This is a genomic window from Thermodesulfitimonas sp. (genome assembly GCF_052743955.1).
Window position 1 is genome coordinate 1 of the sequence record NZ_JBRAIN010000152.1, and the last position, 2,687, is coordinate 2,687.

Annotated in this window: 3 protein-coding genes; all 3 read right to left on the reverse strand. The window is 52.0% G+C overall.

The features are described from left to right. Window positions 1-1,219 (reverse strand): TolB family protein (locus ACUVTA_RS09375; RefSeq protein WP_445952673.1); only part of this gene is annotated, 1,219 nt, incomplete at its 3' end. A gap of 268 nt (window positions 1,220-1,487) precedes the next feature. Continuing rightward, a complete protein-coding gene (locus ACUVTA_RS09380) occupies window positions 1,488-1,676 on the reverse strand; it encodes a hypothetical protein (protein ID WP_445952674.1) in 189 nt (62 codons plus the stop codon). A 267-nt stretch (window positions 1,677-1,943) separates the two neighbouring features. Next, entirely contained in the window at window positions 1,944-2,282 is a 339-nt protein-coding gene (locus tag ACUVTA_RS09385; protein WP_445952675.1) for a hypothetical protein, read from the reverse strand. Between the last annotated feature and the right edge of the window lie 405 nt (window positions 2,283-2,687).

The window sequence follows — 2,687 nt, forward strand, 5'->3', positions numbered from 1 at the left end:
GCGATATCCGGGCTGGAATGTCCGGCGGCTTTTTCTTTAACTCCTCGACCCACTTCTCAACCGAAACTGCCCCAGACAGCGTAAGCGAGGCTACCAGGTCAAAATGCCGCTGGCCGATCGCCTCATAGTAAAGCGCCGCTGCTTCCGGCGGCTCGAGTTCCGCCAGGCGCTTCCGCCCTTTGCGCACCGCTGCGAAGATCTCGCCGCCGTTAACCGCACCCACTACCTCTGTTCCCGCCAGGTCAACCAGATTCCACAGCTCAAAAAGGCCAGCAAAATAAGTGCCTTTCTTCATGCCGCCTTCGGGGTCAGCCTCGTGCCAAACGATCCACGAAGGCGTGCAGCTGGCGTAGTAGGTGGGGCTTTTAATCTCAATAGTGAGTTTCTGGTTGTTCTCCTTTTCAAACGCCTCTTTCTTAACAATACAGAAAGGCACCTGTTCTTCCTGGTGGTTGGCGAACCAACCCACAACACCGTGGGCGATTGTGGGGCGCCAGTACTCAAACTGGTTTTCGGGCGTCGCGTCAGTCAAGCGTTTCACCTTCCCGCTAACCAGATCATAAAGGGCGATATTTTTTGCCGCCGGGTGGTTTTTGTCGCAGGTGACGTAAACCAAGTATCTTCCCCAGATCGCCGGCGTGATATCGTTTCCAGGGAGATCAAGCCGCCGGGAGGTCTGGCGCTCAGCGTCGTAAAGATAGAGTTCGCCGCTCCCCTCCCGGTCCCACTTCCCTACGTGCCAGGCGATATAGCGGCCACAGATGCCAGGCGGGCCAGTGTAAACGTCCGGTCCGACCACCCGAAAAATTATTTCCTTCCTGCCGGTGGTAAAGTCACATTTTATGATTTGAGAAGTAAACGTGCCTCCCTCTCGCCGTGTGGTGTTGTAAACCAAGGTATTTCCGTTCAACGCAAGCGAGGGGTAATCATCCTCGGTTGCCACTCTAAGATAAGCTCCCTTGTCAATTACCAGTTCCTCTTTGCCGGAAAGTTTGCGTACCAGCAAGCGCCAGTGGACCCTGTCGCGGATGACAACAGTTAACCAATCTCCCTCGCTTACGGCAGTGGCAATCCAGAGCGCGGGCGGCGGTTCGTATGCCTTTTCTGCTATTTTCCGGTGCGGGTCGATCAGGTAGAGGCTCCGGGATATCCCCCCGTCCGGACGGTATAGGAATCCCAGCACCCGCCCATCCAGCCTCCCCGAAACTACCGTTGCCACTTGGGGCAGAAACAGTCTTGTGGCAAAGGAGCGTGGATAGAGAGCTTTTCCCTCTATATTATTGATAGTTCAGCCGGACTTTTGTCGGTTCTAACAAACGGCTCTCGCTCGGCTTCTGCCTTGCCTCACACCCCTGGAAGAGCAAAAGACTGATCGCTATTAGGCTTGCAACTAGCAAACGCTTCGGCATCTTACCACCCTGGTTTTCCCCAGCGGGTGCCGGAGGTTCCGCGGCCGGCTCCCGCCAAAAAAGATTTATGTGGCCCAACTAATAGACCATTCCCCGACCGCGAACCACATTGTACATCAGGTCCCGGCTAACGGAGTGCCAGCCGAATGCCCCACTGCGGTAACGGGTGGGGTCTACGTAATGCACGTTAAAATAGGTAAAGGTGTCTTCGAACCAGTAACCGCTGCCGGTTAACGTAATGGTAAATAGTTGCTGTAGTTCCTTCATAGCCGGGAAGATATCCGCTGGTAGGACTCATGACGCAGTCATAAATTAGAGGGCGGTTGTTGTCAATATTATTGAGAGTGGTGTTCCAGAAAAAAACTTAGGGTAAAATTTGGATTGTTGGGTGCCCATACCGCTGTCCATCCTCGCTTACTCCAAGTTTCGAGAGTTGTCTCTCACCAACCCGGGAAAGGAGTCCCGGTTGAACTTGACGTGTGCAAGTCGGTTGCCAGATTGGCTTGGGTTAAGGGCCGACTGTCAACAGGATTGCTACGTAGCTCCGAGATAATAGAGGAGTTGGTAGACAGAAGCGGGACCACAATAGTAAGTCGTTTCCTGGCCAAAAGCCGTAACAGCAAGATCTTTGGTTACTTGGATTACCTGAGGTTGAATGGTTGATTGATTCTCCTCTAAGTGTCTTTTATGAGTTTCGGGCTCCGTCTTATTTTTGGGATGCTTTAGAAATACAACTGCCTGGGTATCTTCACCGCCTAAACCCGCATTGTCAGCGTAACTTAGCCCGCTAAAACTACCGGTCAGAACTGTTACTAAGATTGTTAAGAGCGCTATTAAAGCACCTCGTTTATGGTAGCCGTGTTGTTTTGACACCGTTTTCTTCCTCCTTCTCGCCGGAATTCTCCGTCAAAGTCTGTCTTCCTGCCACAAAACACCTTTCTCCGGATTTTGCCTTTAATCATCTGTCCCCTCCCCTGGCCAAAACTTCCTGCTCCCGGTTTTTACCACATTACTATAAGACACGGCTTTAATTCTTGTCCATATTCCAAAAGGAGTATTTTTTCTACTCCAAAGGGAGTATTTTCGTGAGCATTACAGAATGTCGAGCGTTACAACACGCGGGAGTGAAGGTTATGCCTTACAAAAGGGGAAGCGGGGCGAATTTTAAAGATGCCGGAGCCTGCTTGCCCGTTTCATCAGGCGTTTGTCGCCCAATTTCCGGGAAATGTTCTGACGGTGGGTTTTACGGTAAGAGGGACTTGTCTGGAATTTCCGCGC

Bases quoted from the DNA above. Each gene is read 5' to 3' on its own strand.
- ACUVTA_RS09380 (WP_445952674.1), bottom strand. From the start codon at position 1,676: ATGAAGGAACTACAGCAACTATTTACCATTACGTTAACCGGCAGCGGT.